18 protein-coding genes and 2 pseudogenes are annotated in these 19853 nt (G+C 71.4%); 14 read left to right on the top strand and 6 right to left on the bottom strand.

The features are described from left to right. From hpnH to ACIQTP_RS06190, 6 genes are all read left to right on the top strand, one after another. A complete protein-coding gene (gene hpnH / locus ACIQTP_RS06215) occupies window positions 1-1023 on the top strand; it encodes an adenosyl-hopene transferase HpnH (protein ID WP_266427467.1) in 1023 nt (340 codons plus the stop codon). A gap of 4 nt (window positions 1024-1027) precedes the next feature. Further along, window positions 1028-2185 (top strand): flavodoxin-dependent (E)-4-hydroxy-3-methylbut-2-enyl-diphosphate synthase, encoded by a 1158-nt coding sequence (ispG, locus tag ACIQTP_RS06210; RefSeq protein WP_403396770.1) that lies wholly within the window; start codon window positions 1028-1030, stop codon window positions 2183-2185. A gap of 28 nt (window positions 2186-2213) precedes the next feature. Continuing rightward, window positions 2214-4142, top strand: coding sequence for a 1-deoxy-D-xylulose-5-phosphate synthase (dxs, locus tag ACIQTP_RS06205; protein WP_403396769.1), 1929 nt, complete (start codon window positions 2214-2216; stop codon window positions 4140-4142). Continuing rightward, complete coding sequence (locus tag ACIQTP_RS06200) at window positions 4139-5539, top strand: aspartate aminotransferase family protein (RefSeq protein WP_403396767.1); 1401 nt, start codon at window positions 4139-4141, stop codon at window positions 5537-5539. The genes dxs and ACIQTP_RS06200 overlap by 4 nt, the downstream gene beginning before the upstream one ends. Window positions 5540-5676: 137 nt before the next feature. Continuing rightward, entirely contained in the window at window positions 5677-6330 is a 654-nt protein-coding gene (locus ACIQTP_RS06195; protein WP_403396765.1) for a helix-turn-helix domain-containing protein, read from the top strand. Window positions 6331-6425: 95 nt separating this feature from the next. Next, window positions 6426-6542: a DUF6126 family protein gene (locus ACIQTP_RS06190; RefSeq protein ID WP_402048732.1), complete on the top strand. Its 117-nt coding sequence runs from the start codon at window positions 6426-6428 to the stop codon at window positions 6540-6542. Between the two features lie 24 nt (window positions 6543-6566). Here ACIQTP_RS06190 and ACIQTP_RS06185 read toward each other — a convergent pair whose 3' ends face one another. Further along, entirely contained in the window at window positions 6567-7364 is a 798-nt protein-coding gene (locus ACIQTP_RS06185) for a tyrosine-protein phosphatase (protein WP_403396763.1), read from the bottom strand. 135 nt (window positions 7365-7499) lie between these two features. On the opposite strand from ACIQTP_RS06185, the pseudogene ACIQTP_RS06180 reads away from it, so the two are divergent. From ACIQTP_RS06180 to ACIQTP_RS06170, 3 genes and pseudogenes are all read left to right on the top strand, one after another. Then, window positions 7500-8421, top strand: a pseudogene (locus ACIQTP_RS06180) (alpha-galactosidase); the annotation flags it as partial. Window positions 8422-8492: 71 nt separating this feature from the next. After that, window positions 8493-8650: pseudogene (locus ACIQTP_RS06175) on the top strand (Tat pathway signal sequence domain protein); the annotation flags it as partial. Between the two features lie 190 nt (window positions 8651-8840). Then, complete coding sequence (locus ACIQTP_RS06170) at window positions 8841-9626, top strand: SGNH/GDSL hydrolase family protein (protein WP_403397279.1); 786 nt, start codon at window positions 8841-8843, stop codon at window positions 9624-9626. A 331-nt stretch (window positions 9627-9957) separates the two neighbouring features. On the opposite strand, the gene ACIQTP_RS06165 is transcribed toward ACIQTP_RS06170, so the two are convergent. The 5 genes from ACIQTP_RS06165 to ACIQTP_RS06145 all read right to left on the bottom strand — a co-directional run bounded on the left by ACIQTP_RS06165 (window position 9958) and on the right by ACIQTP_RS06145 (window position 14499). After that, window positions 9958-10578, bottom strand: a complete 621-nt coding sequence (locus ACIQTP_RS06165; RefSeq protein ID WP_402048523.1) for a TetR/AcrR family transcriptional regulator — start codon at window positions 10576-10578, stop codon at window positions 9958-9960. A 25-nt stretch (window positions 10579-10603) separates the two neighbouring features. Beyond that, the gene (locus tag ACIQTP_RS06160; protein ID WP_403396760.1) at window positions 10604-11023 is read right to left on the bottom strand and encodes a hypothetical protein; all 420 of its coding nucleotides are present in this window, start codon (window positions 11021-11023) and stop codon (window positions 10604-10606) included. Window positions 11024-11169: 146 nt separating this feature from the next. Then, entirely contained in the window at window positions 11170-12417 is a 1248-nt protein-coding gene (locus ACIQTP_RS06155) for a Glu/Leu/Phe/Val dehydrogenase dimerization domain-containing protein (protein ID WP_403396758.1), read from the bottom strand. Beyond that, on the bottom strand, window positions 12414-14075 hold the full coding sequence (locus ACIQTP_RS06150; RefSeq protein WP_403396757.1) for a 5-guanidino-2-oxopentanoate decarboxylase: 1662 nt from the start codon (window positions 14073-14075) through the stop codon (window positions 12414-12416). The genes ACIQTP_RS06155 and ACIQTP_RS06150 overlap by 4 nt, the downstream gene beginning before the upstream one ends. Before the next feature lie 151 nt (window positions 14076-14226). Continuing rightward, entirely contained in the window at window positions 14227-14499 is a 273-nt protein-coding gene (locus tag ACIQTP_RS06145) for a hypothetical protein (RefSeq protein WP_403396755.1), read from the bottom strand. Window positions 14500-14734: 235 nt separating this feature from the next. On the opposite strand from ACIQTP_RS06145, the gene ACIQTP_RS06140 reads away from it, so the two are divergent. The 5 genes from ACIQTP_RS06140 to ACIQTP_RS06120 all read left to right on the top strand — a co-directional run bounded on the left by ACIQTP_RS06140 (window position 14735) and on the right by ACIQTP_RS06120 (window position 19827). Beyond that, the gene (locus ACIQTP_RS06140) at window positions 14735-15967 is read left to right on the top strand and encodes an MBL fold metallo-hydrolase (RefSeq protein ID WP_403396753.1); all 1233 of its coding nucleotides are present in this window, start codon (window positions 14735-14737) and stop codon (window positions 15965-15967) included. A gap of 357 nt (window positions 15968-16324) precedes the next feature. Beyond that, window positions 16325-18361, top strand: coding sequence for an ATP-binding protein (locus tag ACIQTP_RS06135; RefSeq protein WP_403396751.1), 2037 nt, complete (start codon window positions 16325-16327; stop codon window positions 18359-18361). A gap of 92 nt (window positions 18362-18453) precedes the next feature. Continuing rightward, the gene (locus tag ACIQTP_RS06130) at window positions 18454-18888 is read left to right on the top strand and encodes a roadblock/LC7 domain-containing protein (RefSeq protein WP_402048537.1); all 435 of its coding nucleotides are present in this window, start codon (window positions 18454-18456) and stop codon (window positions 18886-18888) included. A gap of 2 nt (window positions 18889-18890) precedes the next feature. Next, window positions 18891-19262, top strand: coding sequence for a DUF742 domain-containing protein (locus tag ACIQTP_RS06125; protein WP_054232708.1), 372 nt, complete (start codon window positions 18891-18893; stop codon window positions 19260-19262). Further along, a complete protein-coding gene (locus tag ACIQTP_RS06120) occupies window positions 19240-19827 on the top strand; it encodes an ATP/GTP-binding protein (protein WP_168513742.1) in 588 nt (195 codons plus the stop codon). Before ACIQTP_RS06125 ends, ACIQTP_RS06120 begins: the two co-directional genes overlap by 23 nt. The last annotated feature ends 26 nt before the right edge of the window (window positions 19828-19853 follow it).

The raw sequence follows: 19853 nt of genomic DNA, 5'->3' as shown, positions 1-19853 counted from the left end.
ATGGCCATGCCGCTTCGGCAGTCCATGAAGGTCGCTGCGTACCTGTTTGAACAGAAGCTCAGGAAGCGGGACAAGTTCGCGCTGCTGGTCGAGTTGGAACCCCTCTTCGCGTGCAACCTCAAATGCGAGGGCTGCGGCAAGATCCAGCACCCGGCGGGGGTGCTCAAGCAGCGCATGCCCGTTGCCCAGGCCGTGGGAGCCGTCCTCGAATCCGGCGCGCCGATGGTGTCCATCGCCGGCGGCGAACCGCTGATGCACCCGCAGATCGACGAGATCGTGCGGCAGCTGGTGGCCAAGAAGAAATTCGTCTTCCTGTGCACGAACGCGCTGTTGATGCGCAAGAAGATGGACAAGTTCAAGCCCTCGCCGTATTTCGCCTGGGCCGTGCACATCGACGGGCTGCGCGAGCGGCACGACGAGTCGGTGGCCAAGGAGGGCACCTTCGACGAGGCGGTCGCGGCCATCAAGGAGGCCAAGCGGCGCGGCTTCCGGGTCACCACCAACTCGACCTTCTTCAACACCGACACCCCGCAGACCGTCATCGAGGTCCTCAACTTCCTCAATGACGACCTGAAGGTGGACGAGATGATGCTCTCGCCCGCCTACGCCTACGAGAAGGCGCCCGACCAGGAGCACTTCCTCGGCGTCCAGCAGACCCGGGAGCTGTTCAAGAAGGCCTTCTCGGGCGGCAACCGGCGCCGCTGGCGGCTCAACCAGAGCCCGCTCTTCCTGGACTTCCTGGAAGGCAAGGTCGACTTCCCGTGCACCGCGTGGGCGATCCCCAGCTACTCGCTCTTCGGCTGGCAGCGGCCCTGCTACCTGATGAGCGACGGGTACGTGCAGACGTACCGGCAGCTCCTGGAGGAGACCGACTGGGACTCCTACGGGCGCGGCAAGGACGAGCGGTGCGCGAACTGCATGGCGCACTGCGGCTACGAGCCGACCGCCGTCCTCGCCACGATGGGCTCCCTCAAGGAGTCCCTGCGCGCCGCCCGCGAGACCTTCACGGAAAGCCGCGGGTGACGACATGACCGCCGTTTCCTTGGGCCTCCCCGAGGTGCCGGTCCGACCGATCGCCGAACGCCGCGTGTCGCGGCGCATTCAGGTCGGAGCGGTGGCGGTCGGGGGCGGAGCACCCGTTTCGGTGCAGTCGATGACGACGACGCGTACGTCGGACATCGGAGCCACCCTGCAGCAGATCGCGGAACTCACCGCGTCCGGCTGCCAGATCGTGCGTGTCGCCTGCCCCACGCAGGACGACGCGGACGCCCTCGCGACCATCGCCCGCAAGTCGCAGATCCCGGTGATCGCGGACATCCACTTCCAGCCCAAGTACGTGTTCGCGGCCATCGACGCGGGCTGCGCCGCGGTGCGGGTGAACCCGGGCAACATCAAGCAGTTCGACGACAAGGTCCGCGAGATCGCGCGGGCCGCCTCGGACGCCGGGACGCCGATCCGGATCGGGGTCAACGCCGGGTCGCTCGACCGGCGGCTGCTGCGGAAGTACGGCAAGGCGACCCCCGAGGCGCTGGTCGAGTCGGCGTTGTGGGAGGCGTCCCTCTTCGAGGAGCACGGGTTCCGGGACATCAAGATCTCGGTGAAGCACAACGACCCGGTGGTGATGGTCAACGCGTACCGGCAGCTCGCCGCCCAGTGCGACTACCCGCTGCACCTCGGTGTGACGGAGGCCGGTCCGGCGTTCCAGGGCACGATCAAGTCCGCCGTCGCCTTCGGGGCGCTGCTCAGCGAGGGCATCGGGGACACCATCCGGGTCTCCCTGAGCGCCCCGCCCGCGGAGGAGGTCAAGGTCGGCCTCCAGATCCTGGAGTCGCTGAACCTGAAGCAGCGCCGCCTGGAGATCGTCTCGTGTCCGTCCTGCGGACGCGCCCAGGTCGACGTCTACAAGCTGGCCGACGAGGTCACGGCCGGTCTGGAGGGGATGGAGGTCCCGTTGCGCGTCGCGGTCATGGGCTGCGTCGTCAACGGCCCCGGCGAGGCGCGGGAGGCGGACCTGGGGGTCGCCTCCGGCAACGGCAAGGGGCAGATCTTCGTCAAGGGCGAGGTCATCAAGACCGTGCCCGAGTCGAAGATCGTCGAGACCCTCATCGAGGAGGCGATGAAGATCGCCGAGCAGATGGAGAAGGACGGCGTCGCCTCCGGCGAACCCGCCGTCACCGTGAGCTGATCAGCACGGACCGAGAGGGGGCCCGAGCGTGACGATTCTGGAGAGCATCCGGGGACCACGCGACCTGAAGGCGCTGTCCGAGGCGGACGTCGGTGAACTGGCGGATGAGATCAGGGAGTTCCTGGTGCATGCGGTCGCCAGGACCGGCGGTCACCTCGGACCCAATCTGGGGGTGGTGGAACTCTCCATCGCGCTCCACCGGGTCTTCGAGTCACCCGTCGACCGCATCCTGTGGGACACCGGCCACCAGAGCTACGTACACAAGCTGCTGACGGGACGCCAGGACTTCTCCAAGCTGCGCGGGAAGGGCGGCCTGTCCGGCTATCCCTCGCGCGAGGAGTCCGAGCACGACATCATCGAGAACAGCCACGCCTCCACGGCGCTCGGCTGGGCGGACGGGCTCGCCAAAGCCCGTCAGGTGCAGGGCGAGAAGGGCCATGTCGTCGCGGTCATCGGGGACGGCGCGCTGACCGGCGGCATGGCGTGGGAGGCGCTGAACAACATCGCCGCCGCCAAGGACCGCCCGCTGATCATCGTCGTCAACGACAACGAACGCTCGTACGCGCCGACCATCGGTGGCCTCGCCAACCACCTCGCGACCCTGCGGACGACCGACAGTTACGAGAAGGTCCTCGCCTGGGGCAAGGACGTACTGCTGCGCACCCCCGTCGTCGGACACACCCTCTACGAGTCACTGCACGGCGCGAAGAAGGGGTTCAAGGACGCCTTCGCGCCGCAGGGCATGTTCGAGGACCTGGGGCTCAAGTACGTCGGGCCGATCGACGGGCACGACCTCGGGGCCGTGGAGTCCGCGCTGCGCCGCGCGAAACGTTTCCACGGGCCGGTGCTGGTGCACTGCCTGACCGAGAAGGGGCGCGGTTACGAGCCCGCGCTCGCCCACGAGGAGGACCACTTCCACACGGTCGGTGTGATGGACCCGCTGACGTGCGAGCCGCTCGCGCCGTCCAACGGGCCGTCCTGGACCTCGGTGTTCGGGGACGAGATCCTGCGGATCGGCGAGGAGCGGGACGACGTCGTGGCGATCACGGCGGCCATGCTGCACCCGGTGGGGCTCGGGAAGTTCGCCGAGCGGTTCCCCGACCGCGTGTGGGACGTCGGAATCGCCGAACAGCACGCCACGGTGTCGGCGGCCGGGCTCGCCACCGGCGGTCTCCACCCGGTCGTCGCCGTCTACGCGACCTTCCTCAACCGGGCCTTCGACCAGCTCCTCATGGACGTCGCGCTGCACCGCTGCGGAGTGACCTTCGTGCTGGACCGGGCGGGGGTCACCGGCGTCGACGGGGCCTCGCACAACGGCATGTGGGACATGTCGATCCTGCAGGTCGTGCCGGGCCTGAGGATCGCCGCGCCGCGCGACGCCGACCAGTTGCGGGCCCAGCTGCGGGAGGCGGTCGCCGTCGACGACGCGCCGACGCTGATCCGCTTCCCGAAGGAGTCGGTGGGCCCCGCGATCCCGGCGGTCGACCACCTGGGCGGACTCGACGTCCTGCACCGCTCCGACGACACCCCGCAGGTCCTCCTGGTCGCCGTCGGCGTGATGGCGCCGGTCTGCCTCCAGGCGGCCGACCTGCTGGAGGCCCGTGGGGTCGGCTGCACGGTCGTCGACCCGCGCTGGGTCAAACCCGTCGACCCGGCGCTGCCCGGCCTCGCCGCCGAGCACCGGCTCGTCGCGGTCGTCGAGGACAACAGCCGGGCGGCCGGCGTCGGCGCCGCGGTCGCGCTGGCGCTCGGGGACGCCGAGGTCGACGTGCCCGTACGGCGCTTCGGCATCCCGGAGCAGTTCCTCGCGCACGCCAAGCGCGGGGAGGTGCTGGCCGACATAGGTCTCACCCCTGTCGAGATCGCCGGGCGGATCAGCGCCGGCCTGGCCGTCAAGGACGCGCTGTCGAAGGACGTGCCGTTCGAGGATGAGTTGTCCAAGGAGAAACAGGAATGACCGACCCTGCGGAGAAGGGGGAGTTCGACCTCGGCGCGCTCCTCGCCGAGCGCGGAGCCGAGCGCTACGAGCTGCACACCAAGTACCTGAACCACCAGCTCCCGCGCATGCTGCACACCATCGGCTTCGACAAGGTGTACGAGCGGGCCGAGGGCGCGCATTTCTGGGACGCGGACGGGAACGACTACCTGGACATGCTCGCCGGGTTCGGGGTGATGGGCCTGGGCCGCCACCACCCCGTCGTCCGCAAGGCGCTGCACGACGTCCTGGACGCCTCGCTCGCCGACCTCACCCGCTTCGACTGCCAGCCGCTGCCCGGGCTCCTCGCCGAGAGGCTGCTCGCCCACAGTCCCCACCTGGACCGGGTGTTCTTCGGCAACAGCGGTACGGAGGCGGTGGAGACCGCGCTCAAGTTCGCCCGGTACGCCACCGGGAGGCCGAGGATCCTCTACTGCTCCCACGCCTTCCACGGGCTGACCACCGGCTCGCTGTCCGTCAACGGCGAGGACGGCTTCCGTGACGGCTTCGCCCCGCTGCTGCCCGACACCGCCGTTCCGCTCGGTGACCTGGACGCGCTGGCCCGGGAGCTGAAGAAGGGGGATGTCGCCGGGCTGATCGTCGAGCCCATCCAGGGCAAGGGCGTGCACGAGGCCCCACCCGGATATCTGCGCGCCGCGCAGGAGCTGCTGCACCGGCACAAGGCGCTGCTCATCGCGGACGAGGTGCAGACGGGCCTCGGGCGGACCGGGGACTTCTACGCCTACCAGCACGAGGAGGGCGTCGAGCCGGACCTGGTGTGCGTGGCGAAGGCGCTGTCCGGCGGCTATGTGCCGGTCGGCGCGACGCTCGGCAAGGACTGGATCTTCAAGAAGGTCTACTCGTCCATGGACCGGGTCCTCGTCCACTCGGCGAGCTTCGGCTCGAACGCGCAGGCCATGGCGGCGGGCCTCGCCGTGCTCTGCGTGATGGAGAACGAACAGATCGTCGCGAACGCCCGGGCCACGGGAGAACAACTCAAGTCCCGGCTCGCGGCGCTCGTCGACAAATACGAACTGCTGAGCGACGTACGCGGTCGGGGCCTGATGATCGGCATCGAGTTCGGTCGGCCCAGGTCGCTGAAGCTGCGCAGCCGTTGGACCATGCTGCAGGCCGCGCGCAAGGGCCTGTTCGCGCAGATGGTCGTCGTCCCGCTGCTCCAGAGGCACCGCATCCTCACCCAGGTCTCCGGCGACCACCTGGAGGTGATCAAGCTGATCCCGCCGCTGATCATCGGCGAACGGGACGTGGACCGGTTCGTGGAGGCCTTCACCGCCGTGATGGACGACGCGCACAGCGGCGGCGGCCTGATGTGGGACTTCGGGAAAACCCTGGTCAAGCAGGCGGTCGCCAACCGCTAGCCCCGCGGCACGCGGCACGAAGGGGCGGGGCGGGCCCGAAGTATGGGGCCCGCTCCGGCCTGCGGTGGGCGACCGGCTGGTTTGCCTCTGAGGCAAGAAATTTGCCCGAAAGGCAAGGGTGCGGCTCAATGGAGGGCATGAGCCCTGTCGAGTCGGGGGCGGCCGCCACGCCGCCCGAGTCCGCGGCAGCCGAGGCGCTGCCCGCCGTCGCACCGCAGCTGCGTGCGCTGCGTCGCCAAGCCTCGCTGACCCTGGAGGCCGCGGCCCGCGCCGCCGGCCTTTCGGCTGCCCATCTCTCCCGACTGGAGACGGGGCAGCGCCAGCCCTCGCTGCCGATGCTGCTCGCACTCGCTCGTATCTACGGTACGACGGTCTCGGAGCTGCTGGGCGAGACGGTCGCCGAACGCGACGCGATCGTCCGGGCCGCCGACATGGAGCCGACGATGGCGGGCGGCTGGACCTACTGGCAGGCCGGTGCCCCGGGCCGCGGAATGCAGGCCCTGCGGGTGCACGTCCCCTACGGCTCGCAGGGCGACATCGTGCGCGTCCACCCCGGCGAGGAGTGGCTCTACGTCCTCCAGGGGCGGCTGCGGCTGCGCCTCGGGGACACCGCCCAGGTGCTCGCGCCCGGGGACAGCGCGCACTTCGACTCGCTGACCCCGCACCGCATCGCGGCCGCCGATCGGTCGGGGGCCGAACTCCTCTTCGTACACACCCTGCTGCAGAGCCCCACCGCCGCGCTGTGCCTCGGCCCAGCGGCAGGGCACCCGACCATGGGAGAGCTGTCATGACGGAATCCACGGACACCACGGACACCACGGGCACCACGGAATCCACGCAACCCACGGAGCCCAGCGAGTCCGCCGCCCCCGAAACCCGGCGGCGCATGGTCGAGAAGTTCCCCCGCGCCCTGTGGGTACGTCTCATCGTCTACATCGCCGTCGGCCACATCTTCGCGGCCTTCATCTATCTGCTGTTCGAGCTGGGCGGCCAGAACCAGTAGCCCAGGGTTCAGCCCCTCAGCGTTCTAGTCCAGCAGGCTCTCGCGCAGCCGCTCCCGCTGCTCGGGCGTGACCCCCAGCCCCCGCTCCAGGTAGGCGTCGATGCCGCCCCAGGTCTCCTCGATCGTCTCGAAGGCCGCGGTCAGGTACTCGGCGCGGGCGTCGAACAGAGGGCTGAGCAGCTCCATGACCTCGGGGGAGCGGGCCGTTTCCGAGGAGCCGTCGCGGCGCACCTTGTAGCGACGGTGCGTCGCGTTCGACTCCAGGTAGTCGGCCACGATCGCGTCGCGCTCGACGTCGAGGGCGAGGAGCGTCACGGCTATGGACAGGCCCGCACGGTCCTTGCCCGCCGCGCAGTGCATCAACGCGGGCACGCTGTCCTCGGCCAGGGCGTGCAGCACGTGCGAGTGCTCGGCCGTGCGCTCCTTCACGATCGTGCGGTAGGAACGGATCATCCGGTTCGCGGCCTTGCCGTCGCCGAGGTGCCCGCGCAGCTGTTCGACGTCACCGTCGCGGACCATCTTCCAGAACTCGCTGCCGTCGGCAGGGTCGGTGAGCGGAAGGTTGACGTTCCGTACGCCCGGCAGCTCGACGTCCGGTCCCTCCAGCTTCTGGTCCGCGGCATTGCGGAAGTCGAAGATCGTGTGCAGCCCGAGGGAGGAGAGGAAGGTGGCGTCCTCCTCCGTGGCGTGCGCGAGATGACCACTGCGGAACAACCGTCCGTAGCGCACCCGCCGGCCGTCCACGGTGGGCAGGCCGCCCACGTCTCGGAAGTTGCGCACTCCGGCCAGCTCCGGCTCGGTGGACGGGACCTGCTGCGTCACGGGGGCTCCTCCCATTGGACCGCCGGCGCTGCTCGGCGACGCTCGCCGACGGGAATCGCGCCTTCGACGATACGACATGGGTTCCTCAGGCAATGAAGTTGTCCACAGCCGTTGCCTCGCGGGTGAGACGCCGTTCAGCTGCACGGGCGGTGGGCGGCCGAGTCCCGGCTCGCACGCTCCCCCCTCACCTACGGTGACAAGGTCATCGGCAGCCGCCCCGGGCACACCGGGCACCAGCACCTGCCGTGGGTCGCGCTGGACAGCGGGGCGAGTGAACAGCGGGGCCAGTGAGGAGAGCGGCGAGGTCTACGGGTGAGCGCTCGGCTGGTCGGGCTCGTGGCGGGTCTGCGTGGCACAACTCCCGGACGGGTGCGTGCAGATCTCCGGCGGCGCGGGGTACGAAGACTCCGGACCGTTGCGGCTGGAGCCGGGGGAGTCGTTCACCATCCCCCGTCTTCGTGGGGCTGTGGAGCGACGGCGGCTTCGGCGCGGCGAGCCGGACATGGCACGCGTACCAGCGCGTGTACGTGATCCCGGATGCGGAAAAGGGACCAGCCGGTGCTCTTCAACTCCTGGGAGGCCGTGCGCCTCGACATCTCCGAGGAGCGGCAGCGGGAGCCGGCCCGGCGGGCCGCGGTGATGGGCGTCGAACCGTTCGTCGTCGACGAGTGGCTGGTTCGGGGCACGGATGAGCGACCGCGCCGGGCTCGGCCGCTGGATCCCCAACCCGGACCGCTTCCCGCAGGGACTGAAGCCGCTCGCCGACGACGTGCACGCGCTCGGCATGCAGTTCGGGATCCGGGTCGAGCCGGAGATGGTCGATCCGGACAGCGAGCTGTACCGGGAGCACCCCGACTGGGTGCAGTTCCAGCCGGGGCGGACCAGGACGAAGTTCCGCAACCGGCTCGTACTCCACCTCGCCCGCCCGGACGTCCACGAGTATCTGTGGGAGCAGCTCGACAGTCTGCTCTCGAGCGCCCCGGTCGGCTATGTGAAGTGGGACTTCAACCGCTGCTTCACGGACGCGGGTTGGCCCGGTGAGCAGTACCCGCAGAAGCGGCTCGACGCCGATCGGCGGCTACCGCAATGACGACGACTCACCGTGTACGACCTCGACGGCGACGGCAAAACGCCGTCGACGTCCGTTCCCCGGACGACCGCTTCGCCCCGCCCCGGGGGCCCTGGACGAATACGACTACCTGAAGACGCAGGCCAACGAGCCGAACCGTGTCCGGATCGTCTCGGACGGCTCCGCGGTCCGCTGGTGGAACAACGGACGGCTGGTTTCCGGATCGAGGACTTCCAGGTGTGGCGGCTGTTCAACCACTCCTGACAGGGCCTTATTCCGGGTTCAGCCACACTTTACGAGTGGCTTATCTCACCACCCGTCAACCCCTTCCTACGGTCGCGTAGCTCACATCGAAAGGTGAATCATGGGCCGACGTGGCAGACGATTCGAAGAGTGACAACAGATCAGTGATCGGGTCGTACGTGGCGGTGGGGGACAGCTTCACCGAAGGCGTCGGCGACCCCGGCCCCGACGGGGCCTTCGTCGGGTGGGCCGACCGGTTCGCGGTACTCCTCGCCGACCGGCGGCCCGAAGGCGACTTCACCTACACGAACCTCGCCGTACGCGGAAAGCTGCTCGACCAGATCGTCGAGGACCAGCTCCGGAGCGCCAAGGAACTCGGCCCCGACCTGGTCTCCTTCAGCGCGGGCGGCAACGACATCATCCGGCCGGGCACCGACCCCGACGAGGTTGCCGAGCGTTTCGAGCGCGCGGTCGCCGACCTCACCTCCGCCGTCGGCACCGTCTTGGTGACGACCGGCTTCGACACCCGTACCGTCCCCGTGCTGAAGCATCTGCGCGGCAAGATCGCCACGTACAACGGGCACGTACGGGCCATCGCGGACCGGTACGGGTGTCCGGTCCTCGACCTGTGGTCCCTGAAGACGATCCAGGACCGCCGCGCCTGGGACGGCGACCGCCTGCACCTCTCGCCCGAGGGCCACACCCGGGTCGCGCTGCGCGCCGGCCAGGTCCTCGGCCTCGAAGTGCCCGCGGACCCCGACCAGCCCTGGCCTCCGCTGCCGCCCCGCGGCACGCTCGAGGTCCGGCGTGACGACATCCACTGGGCACGCGAGTACCTCGTCCCGTGGATCGGGCGCCGACTGCGCGGGGAGTCCTCCGGCGACCACGTGGCCGCCAAGGGCAGCCTCTCGCCGGACGACATCAAGATGCGGATCGAGTCGGTGGCCTGAACGACGGGTCTCCGACGTGCCGGAGACCTGGTGCCCGGGGCGCGCGGCCGGTGTCGGCTTCGCCGTGCGCGGGAAGTCGGTGTCCGTCGTGCCATCGGCGCGCCCGGAGCCGACGGCCCGGACGGGGAACGCGCCGCCCGGCACCGGGCCCGCCTCGACGGCGTGCCCGGGAGCCGCGGGCCGAACCGGCCACCGTGCCCGCGGCTACCGCGGGGCGGCGGTGTGCTGCCGTGGCTTGGTGCGTCGGCTGTCGCCGGACCGACCCGCGCGGTGGGCGGTGGGGCGGCGACTGCCGACCCGAACCGTCCGGTCGCGCGCCGGGGCGTGCGCCTCAGCGGACCGCCGCCGCCAACGCCTCCCGCGCGAGCCCCAGTTCCCGGGCGAGCGCCTCGTCCACCCACTCCTGGGCCCGCGCCCGCGACACCGCTCCCGTGTAGGCGGTCATCTGCACGGCCAGCCCGTCCAGCAGCGCCGTCAGCCGCAGGGCGGCGCCCGTGGGATCCGGGCACGTGAACTCGCCGCCCGCCACTCCCTCCGCGATCACCTCGGTGATCGCGGCCTTCCACTGCTTGTCGAGATCACGTGTGACCTCCTGAAGCGCGGGCTCGCGCAGGGCGGCCGCCCAGCCCTCGATCCACAGCCGCCAGCCCTTGGCCTGGCCGGTCGGCGCGTACCAGCGCACGGCGGCGCGCAGCCTGCGCAGCGCCGACGTCCGACGGCCGAGCAGCTTGCGCAGATGGGCGAGGTCGTCCTCGGCCGCGTAGGTGAACGCGGCGGCGACCAGCTTCTCCTTGGTCGAGAAGTGGTACAGCACCAACGCGTTGCTCACCCCGAGCACCGAGGCCACGTCGGCGATCCGCACCGCCGCCACGCCCCGCGCCTCGATCTGCTCGATGGCGGCGCGCAGCAACTCCTCGCGCCGTTCCGCCACGCTCAACCGCACCCTTGCCACGCGGTAACCCTAATGCTCGGCGGGGTCAGTCGACGAACTGGTAGTCAAACCGGATGCGGCCGTCCTCGTCGAGGACCAGGAACTCCCGGCCGCCGCCCGTGGCCCGTCCCTCCCCGGTGTGGAAGGACTCCCAGCGGAACGTGATGACGTCCCGCAGCTGTTGGGCGGGTTCCTGGATCCGGAAGACGTAGGTCCCCGGGGCGACGAAGCGGCCGTGGGCGCGGGTCACGCGCGTGTGCAGCTCGTCGTGGCCCCGGGCCTCCAGGACGGCGGTGGTGAAGCCGAGGTCCACCGCGGTGTCCCGCAGCTGCTGGGGCGGCCGGAGGGCGTGCAGAGCGTCCTCCGTCCAGAGTTCGGCCACGGTCTTGCGGCGGATCTCGGGATCGGGCTCGTTCCAGACGCCGATGTAGCGCTCGATCAGGTCCTGCGGGTCGATGGTGGGCATGGATACTCCCGGTACGAGTCGGACTTGGTGTGGGGAGGGGCGGTCACTCGTGCTCGCGCGTCCTCGCTCCACCGACTCTGCTGTGACCCGTCCCGCGCCTCAATTCCCCAGGAGGAATGACGGGAGGCCCGGGAGGCGGGTGCCCGTCAGCGGTACCACCCGAACCGCTCCGCGATCACCGGCAGCCGGTCGGCGACGATGGCGTGCGCCGCGGCCCGCGGTGTCGTCCCGTCGGTCTCCGCGCGGGCCAGCATCCGGTCGATCAGGTCACGCATGGAGCGCCGGGTGTACGCGAACGCCTCGTCCGCGTCCGCGCCGATGTCGCCGAAGAGCGTCCACCACCACCAGGCGTTCGTCCCGGAGTTGACCACGACGTCCGGCAGCACGACGACCCCGCGCGCGGCGAGCAGCTGTTCCGCCTCGGGCAGTACGGGCATGTTGGCCGCCTCGACGATCCAGCGGGCGCCGATCTGCCGCTGGTTCTCGGTGTCGATGGCGTACGAGACCGCCGCGGGAACCAGCACCTCCGCGTCCACGGACAGCCAGGCGTCGCCCGGGAGTTCCTGGTCGGCCGGGCGCAGCGCCCCGCGGTCGACCGTCCCGTAGGCGTCCCGTGCCGCGAGCAGTGCGTCGACGTCGAGCCCGTCCGGATTCGCGATCGTGCCCTTGACGTCCGCGACGGCGACGACGCGCAGGCCCGCACGGGAGAGGAAGCGGGCCGTGGCTCCGCCCATGGTCCCCAGGCCCTGCACGGCCACGCCCGTCCCCGCGTGCGCCACCCCGGCCCGGTCCAGGGCCGCGAGCACCGACTCGGCGACACCACAGCCGCCGACCAGTTCGTCGAGCCCGATCCCCTCCACGTCGACCGCGAAGGCGTCCGCGAGCCGTCGACGGGCCGTCGTCTCGTCGTCGAGCAGCGGGTACACGGCCTGGATGGACGAGACGAGCCCCGCCTCCTCGGCGGCCCGGTCGACCAGGTCCTGGGTGAGCCCGAGGTCCTCACCCGTGGTCCAGAAGCTCTCGAGGTAGGGGCGCATGGCGCGCAGGTAACGCACCAGCAGGCCGTACGCGACCGGGTCCTGGGGATCGCAGTCGATGCCGCCCTTGGCGCCGCCCAGCGGGATGTAGCGGCCCTCGGGGTTGTAGTGCAGGGCCTCCTTCATCGTCATCCCGCGGGCGAGCCCGGCGACCTCGTCCAGGGTGCAGCCCGCGCGCATCCGCAGGCCGCCGCTGGAGACGCCCCGGACGAGCCGGTCGACCACGAGATAGCCCGGTCTGCCCGTGACGTGGTCGGTCCAGGTGAGCGTGATCAGGGGCGCGGTCGAAGGCGGGGTGAGCGACGCGGCCGATGCGGCCGACGGTGCGGTCGGGGGCGTGGTCGTGGGGGCGGTCATGGGGTCTCCTCGGGGACGGCGATCAGGGTGGGACCAGGCGTGCGCAGCGCCTCGGTGAGGGCGAGGGCGAGCTCGTCGGGGTGGCACACGCGTGTGCCCTGTCCTCCGTAGGCGCGGGCCAGGGCGGGCAGGTCGACCGGAGCGAGGTCCACCGCGGTCGGGCGGTCGCCGCGGGCGGCCATCTCGTCGCGGATCTCTCCGTAGCCGCCGTTGTCGAACACCACGACGGGCAGCGGGAGTCGCAGCTGCGCGGCGGTCGCCAGCTCCTGCACCGTGAACTGGAGGCCGCCGTCCCCGCTCAGCGCCACCACCTCGCGCTCCGGGCACGCCACCTTGGCACCGAGCGCCGCGGGCAGCGCGTAGCCCAGCGTGCCGAAGCCGGTCGGGTGAAGATAACGTCCCGCCGGGCTCAGCGGGAGGTGCGGGAGCGCGCCGTAGTAGCAGCACTGGGCACTGTCCGAGGTGATGACCGCGTCGTCGGCGAGGACGGCGCGGATCGCCCGCAGGTACGGGATCCAGCGCGCGTCGCGCGCGGCACTCCCGGCGTATCGCGCCTCCCGCACCGCGGCGACCTCGTCGACGTCGATTCCGCCTCGTGGGCCGGGGATGTCGTGACGCGCGTGCGCGTGGAGGCCCATTTCCGACAACAGCCCCTCCAGGGAGGCCCGCGCGTCGCCGACGAGCGCGATGTCCGTGGGCAGCCCGGAGTGCATCTGGTCCGGGTCGAGGTCGGCCCGGACGAGCGTGCCCCCGAGGGCGGTCGGCGGCGACCAGAAATCGGACTCGGCCAGTTCCGTGCCCACGGCGAGGACGACATCGCGACCCGCCAGCCAGTTCTGCACCGACTCAGTGTGCAGCGAGACGCCGAGGGAGAGCGGATGCCGCTCGGGAACGACGCCCTTGCCGTTGGCGGTCGTCACGACGGGCGCGCCGCACGCCTCCGCGAGGGCGAGACAGGCGGTTGCGGCGCCGCGCGCGCCACCGCCGAGCACCAGTGCGGGCCGCCGCGCCTCCCGCAGGGCGCGTGCGGCCCGTCGCAGGGCCCCGGCGTCCGGCAGCGTCGGCGCGGCGGCCGGGGCGAGGCGCACCGGCCCCGCGGTCTCGGCCGCCGTCAGCAGGTCCAGCGGCACCTCGAGGTGCACGGGCCGCGGCCGCCGTGTACGGAAGAGGGTGAACGCGCGCGCCACGGCGGCGCCGATCTCAGCCACCGAGGAGACCCGGTGGCTGAACGCGGCGACGCCCCGCAGCGCCTCGGTCTGGCTGCGCATCTCGTGCAGCAGCCCGGTCGCCAGCCGGGGGTGGCGCAGCGGCATCCCCGGGGAGACGACCAGCAGGGGCACGCTGTCCGAGTAGGCCTGCCCGACGGCTGCCGTGACGTTGAGGAGCGCGGGACCGGTGGTCGTGATCACGACACCCGGGCGGTCCGCCACGCGCGCGTACCCGTCGGCGGCGTACCCGGCGCCCTGTTCGTGGCGCGGGGTCACGTGCCGGACGCCGTACGCCGCCAAGTGCCGGTAGATCTCCAGGTTGTGCGTGCCGGGGATACCGAACGCCCGCGTCACGTCATGCGCGGCGAGGGCCCGGACGAGCGCCTCGCCACCGGTGAGCACGCCGTTGAGCACGCCGGTGCGCGGGTCGGTGAGCGGGTCGGCCTCCATGGTGCCTCCACGTGCGGAGCGAGCGGCGCGACGGAAGACCCACCGGACCTTTTACTGAATCGTCAGTCAGTATCGGAAGTGGCCCGGAGGTCTGTCAATTTACTGAACGGATCATCAGTAGTGGGCCCTGCGGCGCGCCGCCCGTCCGGCCTTAGGGGTTCGGGCTTCGGGGTTCGGCGCCGCGCAGACGCCGGTGATCCGGGTCCGGTATGTGGGGTCGCTCGGCGGCCGGCGGCTTCTCGCGGGCCATCCCGCTCTCGCGGCTGATCCGGTAGCCGAAGTCCATGCGCCAGGCGCACCCGACCGACGTGGACACCGCCGTCTCCGCGAGCGCCTTGAGGACCTTTCCATAGGTTCGCTTCGAGTACCACTCCATGACGCGGAAGAAGATCGTGCGCCCCGGGGTTAGGGAAAGGCGGGCCATGGGGGCCGCCTCCGTGTCCGGGCCGGGTGCCGCGTTTCGGCGCCCTCACCGAGACGACGGACCGGCACCCGTGGATGCGACATCGGGTCCCGGGCGTGTCACCCGCAGGCGGGTCACACCGGGGCCCGGACCTCGCGGTGTGTACCGGGGACATCGCGCTGTGACACCGTCGACCCGGCGCTGTCAGAGGGGCCGACCATAATGGAAGGCCTGACCGACTCCACTTGGAGGTACCGTGACCGGTTTCCGTACGTTGAGCTCCGGGCTCCGCACGTTGCAGCCCGCCGCCTTCGGCGCGGACCCCGGCGGTGAGCGCATGGAGCGTATCCGCAGATCACCGAATTTCGCGGACGGTGTCTTCCAGAACCCGGTGAGTGCCCGGACCCGCCCCGACGGCTCCATGATCGAGTTCGCGAAGGTCTTCTTCCGCAAGGAGGAGCGCGCCCACCGCGCCCCTGCGGGCACGGTGCCGGTGTATCCCACCACGCTCGCCGACCTCGCGAAGCCCGCGGCGAGCGGGTTGCGGATCACCTGGATGGGGCACTCCAGCGTGCTGGCCGAGATAGACGGACACCGGGTGCTGTTCGACCCCGTGTGGGGCGAGCGCTGTTCCCCCTTCAACTTCGTCGGGCCCAAGCGGCTGCACCCGGTGCCCCTGCCGCTGGCCGCGCTCGGCCCGGTCGACGTCGTCGTCATCTCGCACGACCACTACGACCACCTCGACCTGCCCACCATCAAGGCGCTGGCCGACACGGACACGGTCTTCGCGGTGCCGCTCGGCGTCGGCGCCCACCTGGAGCACTGGGGCGTCTCGCCCGACCGCCTGCGCGAGCTGGACTGGAACGAGAGCACCAAGGTCGGCGGCATCTCCCTGACCGCGACACCCGCCCGGCACTTCTGCGGCCGGGGCCTGCGCAACACCCAGCACACGCTCTGGGCCTCCTGGGCGGTGACCGGCGACGAGCACCGGATCTACCACAGCGGGGACACCGGCTACTTCGAGGGCTTCAAGGACATCGGCGCCGAGCACGGCCCGTTCGACATCACGATGATCCAGATCGGGGCGTACAGCGAGTTCTGGCCCGACATCCACATGACGCCCGAGGAGGGCATGCGCACCCACCTGGACCTCCAGGGCGGGCGCCCCACCGGCGTGATGCTGCCCATCCACTGGGCCACGTTCAACCTGGCGACCCACCCGTGGGTGGAGCCCGGCGAGGGGACGATGGCCGCCGCGCGCGCGGTGGGCGCCCGCATCGCGCTGCCCCGCCCCGGCCAGCCCTTCGAGCCCACCGCCGGGACCGTCCCCTCCGAGCCCTGGTGGCGCGGCGTGGCCGTGCCGCCCAAGGGCGGCTGGCCCGCCGTCGAGAAATCCGGAGCGGGCGTATCCGCTTCCAACACTCCGGGTGATGTCGTGGGCGAAGCTTCCGAGGGCACCGGGGAGCCGGAGACGGTGTCCGCGAGCTGAATTTCCTGAATGTCCGATCGACGGCGAGGGTCGGGGAGCGCACTGCTCCCCGACCCTCGCCGTTTGTTCGCGACCGGTTCTGACCAGCTCTGATCGGATCAATGGTGCAAGGGAACGTGCGTCCGAAGGGGATATCGGTCTGCCGTGCGAGGCCTCATACCAGAGCGGGACGCCTTCCGGGGGAGTTTGTCAACTGCCCACCGCACATGATGGCTTGGCGACTACTGTCAGTTGCCGTCGGGCGACGCGGGGCCGTTTTTTTCGGCTCTCTCGACCGGCATCGCGATGGCGCACGCCCGAGTCGCGCAGACCCGCGGGAGCCCCCGTGGCCCCCGACGCACCAGTACGAGGACGCAGATGTCTCACCTCCGCGCACCGGCCGCACGCGCAGACCGCCGTGAGGGCGGGCGGCACGGGCGGCCGGTCACCCGCACGGTCCCCCCGCAGCCCGAGGCCCGCCTACGGCCCCAGTTGCTGCGCCTGGCGGTCCTGCCGCCGATCGCGGTGGCGCTCAGCGGGTGTGCGGCGGTGCTGTTCACCGTCCGCTCCACCGGCGCACGCCCCGGCGCCGTCCTGTGGGCGGTGCTCGCAGGCGCCGGGAGCGTGGCCCTCGCGGGCATCGTGATCGCCGCCGTGGGCGCCGACCGGGCCGCCACGTCCGTACGGGAACGCATCGGCGCCCTGCGCCGCAGCAGCGCCCGGACCGAGGCCGACCTGCGCGTCGTCGTCGAGGGCCTGCGCCGGGGCGAGAGCCCTCCCGCGCCCAAGCCGCGCCACCGGCCCAAGCCGGACGCCGACGAGTTCGAGCTGCTCGCCGCCGACCTCTCCCGCGCGCACGACGGCGCCGTCACCGCCGTCGTGCAGGCAGCCCAACTCTCCAGCCAGGCGGGCAGCGAGCAGAAGGTCGAGGTCTTCGTCAATCTCGCGCGGCGGCTTCAGTCCCTCGTGCACCGCGAGATCTCGATCCTCGACGAGCTGGAGAACGAGATCGAGGACCCGGACCTGCTCAAGGGCCTCTTCCACGTCGACCACCTCGCCACCCGCATCCGCCGGCACGCCGAGAACCTCGCCGTGCTCGGCGGCGCCGTCTCACGCCGCCAGTGGAGCAACCCCGTCTCCATGACCGAGGTGCTGCGGTCCGCGATCGCCGAGGTCGAGCAGTACTCGCGGGTCAAGCTGGTACCCCCGATCGACGGCACCCTGCGCGGGCACGCCGTCGCCGACGTCATCCACCTGCTGGCCGAACTCGTCGAGAACGCCACGGTGTTCTCCGCCCCGCACACCCAAGTCCTGCTGCGCGCCAACCTCGTCACCTCCGGCCTCGCCGTCGAGGTCGAGGACCGCGGCCTGGGCATGCCCCTGGGCGAACAGAACAAGATGAACGCGCTGCTCACCGACCCCGATCAGGTGAATGTCGCCAGCCTCCTCCAGGACGGCCGGATCGGCCTGTTCGTGGTCTCCCAGCTCGCCCGGCGGCACGGCATCCACGTACGGCTCCAGACCAACATCTACGGCGGTGTCCAGGCCGTACTCGTCGTACCGCAGGCGCTGTTGGGCGCGTCGCCGGGCGCCCCCGGGGACGTATCGCAGGCGCAGTCCCAGCCGGCCCAGCAGCCCACGCCAGGCGGCCCGCGTCCGCCCGCCGGACCACAGGCCGGGCCGACCGCCCCGGTGCCGACCGCCGGCGCCATGGCGGCCTCCGTGCCGCGGCAGGCGCAGCGGGACCAGACGCCGCCCGCCGTGTCGGGCACGGGCGGCAGCGGCCCGGCGCCGCTCCCCGTGCGCGGCGCCCGCACGGAGCGGCCCAACCCGGCCGAGGCGCTGCCCGGCATCCGCCCCGACGACCGGCCCGTGGTCGCGGAGAACGCGGCCATGCCGCCCACCCCCCGCAACGGCGCGGTGCGCGGCACCATGGGCAAGCCGCAGCTGCCCAAGCGGCGCGCCCAGGAGCACATCGCGCCCCAACTGCGCGACGGGCCCGTGCCCCGCCAGGATCCGGAGCAGGTCGTCGGCCACGACCCGGGCCTGATGGCGGCGTTCCAGCGGGGGATCGGGCTCGCGGAGGCTCAGCACGCGGAGGAACAGCGCACGGAGGCGCCGCACACGGGAGCACCGCACATGGAGCGGCCGCACCCCGATCCGGCGCACTCCGAGCCGCTGCATCCGGACCTGCTGCACCGGGACCCGCCGCACCCGGAGCTGCGGCACCTGGACCCGTTGCCGCCGCTCGACGTGATCCGCGTCGACCAGACATCCACGGGCGCGCCCCGCATAGCCGACACCCACACGGCGCACGCGCCCGCCCCGCACGAGGCGCACGGGACCCGCGACAGCGCACCCGCGCCCGGACACGACCACGCGGCCCGGCACGACGGGAGCACAACGGCCGGATGACCACCCCCCTGACGACCCCCACCCGCACGCCCTCCCACACCCCCACACCCTCCGCTCCGGCAGACCTTCGTACTTCAAGGAGTCGATCCACCATGGCGAGCGACGCGCCGACCGCCCATGTATCCGATCTCGACTGGCTGATGAGCGGCCTCGTACAGCGCGTACCGCACACGAACAGCGCGGTACTCCTCTCCTGCGACGGACTCGTGAAGTCGGTCCACGGCCTCGACCCGGACAGCGCCGACCACATGGCGGCGCTCGCCTCCGGCCTCTACTCGCTCGGCCGCAGCGCCGGCGTGCGCTTCGGCGACGGCGGAGACGTACGCCAGGTCGTCGTCGAACTCGACTCGACCCTGTTGTTCGTCTCCACCGCGGGCTCCGGCACCTGTCTCGCCGTGCTCGCCGGCCGCGAGGCCGACGCGGCGGTGCTCGGCTACGAGATGGCGATGCTGGTCAAGAGCGTCCGTCCGTATCTGATGACCGCGCCCCGGCAGGCCGCCGTGGAACCGCCGGCGATGAGGCCTTGAGCATGGCCGCGGCCGGCGACGGGCCCTGGCTCGACGACGCGGCCGGACGGCTGGTGCGCCCCTACACGGTCAGCAACGGCCGGACCCGGCCGACCACCGCCCTCGACCTGCTGTCGCAGGTGATGGCCACCGGGGCCACACCTCTGGGCTACCTCGGCCCCGAGCACACCCAGGCACTCGAACTGTGCCGGGCACCCGTCTCGGTCGCGGAGATCGCCGCACACCTGAAGCTGCCCGCGGCGGTCACCAAGGTGCTGCTCTCCGACCTCGTCGACTGCGGGGCACTGACCACCAAGCCGCCCGAGTTCCACCACAACCCCACTGACCGGTCTCTTCTGGAGGCAGTGCTCGATGGACTACGACGACAGCTCTGATCCCTTCCCCACCGCGCTGAAGATCCTGGTGGCGGGAGGTTTCGGGGTCGGCAAGACGACCTTCGTGGGCGCGGTGAGCGAGATCGCGCCGCTCAGCACGGAGGAGCTGCTCACCACGGTCAGCGCCGCGACCGACAATCTCGACGGCATCGAGAACAAGGTCGAGACCACCGTGGCGATGGACTTCGGCCGCATCACCCTCGATCCGGAACATGTCCTGTACCTGTTCGGCACTCCCGGGCAGCAGCGGTTCTGGTTCATGTGGGACGAGCTGTCCGAGGGCGCGCTCGGTGCGGTGATCCTCGCCGACACCCGTCGCCTGGAGGACTGTTTCGCGGCCGTCGACTTCTTCGAGCAGCGCGGTCTCGGCTTCATCGTCGCCGTCAACGAGTTCGACGGTGCCTACCGCTACGACCCCGAGGAGGTGCGCGCGGCCATCGACCTCGACCCCGAGATCCCCATCGTGCGCTGTGACGCCCGGATCTCCAGTTCGGGCGTGCAGACCCTGCTCACCCTGGTCCGCCACCTCCTCGCCCACGCACCGACGCACGCCCCCAGCCGCTGAGCCCGCACCCGGCTCACGCCCAGCCG

Source organism: Streptomyces sp. NPDC090798, from assembly GCF_044768965.1.
Lineage (GTDB): Bacteria > Actinomycetota > Actinomycetes > Streptomycetales > Streptomycetaceae > Streptomyces.
Note: the sequence above shows the minus strand (reverse complement) of the source record. Positions and strands in the feature narration are given on the sequence as shown.